The organism is Sulfoacidibacillus thermotolerans, assembly GCF_003144315.1.
GTDB lineage: Bacteria > Bacillota > Bacilli > Alicyclobacillales > SLC66 > Sulfoacidibacillus > Sulfoacidibacillus thermotolerans.
This window is the reverse complement of the sequence record NZ_MPDK01000115.1, coordinates 1-485: the sequence shown is the minus strand read 5'-3', so window position 1 is coordinate 485 and position 485 is coordinate 1. Positions and strand designations below refer to the sequence as shown.

Here is a 485-nt window from a genome sequence, read left to right as displayed (position 1 = left end):
TACAGTTCAAAAGAAATCAGTGCGTTTCGTTACAACGAAAAAGGTCGCGAAAGAATTTTGCAACTTCTCGCACGAGAACCCGCATTGACGCATTAAAACACTTACGAAGCCCCGTTTCGAAAAGGGCGAGCATCATCGCTACGTCCAACGAGGTAATCGAGGCTCACGTTGAAGAAGTCGGCGAGTTTGATAAGACTGTCCATCGTTGGTTGCTTTGCCCCAGCTTCGTAAAAGCGAATTCCGCGTTCATTTGCTCCAATTGCTTGTGCTAATTGTTTCTGTGTTAACGAACGCTCTTTGCGTAGCTCTACTAATCGAGAATAAAAATTTGACATAAAGACGCTCCGAATCTCTTGACAGGCACTAAATTACCTGTATAATTTAATATAAAGGTACTAAATTACCTAAAGAAATGAGGTGGTGATGTTGAGACAACAATTACGACAGGCTCGAAAGGCGCGCCACTGGACACAAAAGGAAGCAGC

General features: G+C 43.5%; 1 protein-coding gene. It reads right to left on the bottom strand.

Translation table 11 applies throughout. The features are described 5' to 3' along the window. Positions 1 to 101: 101 nt before the first annotated feature. Positions 102 to 335 carry a helix-turn-helix domain-containing protein gene (locus BM613_RS14740; RefSeq protein ID WP_109431876.1) on the bottom strand — a complete coding sequence of 78 codons (234 nt, stop codon included), beginning with the start codon at positions 333 to 335 and terminating at the stop codon, positions 102 to 104. Positions 336 to 485 lie beyond the last annotated feature (150 nt).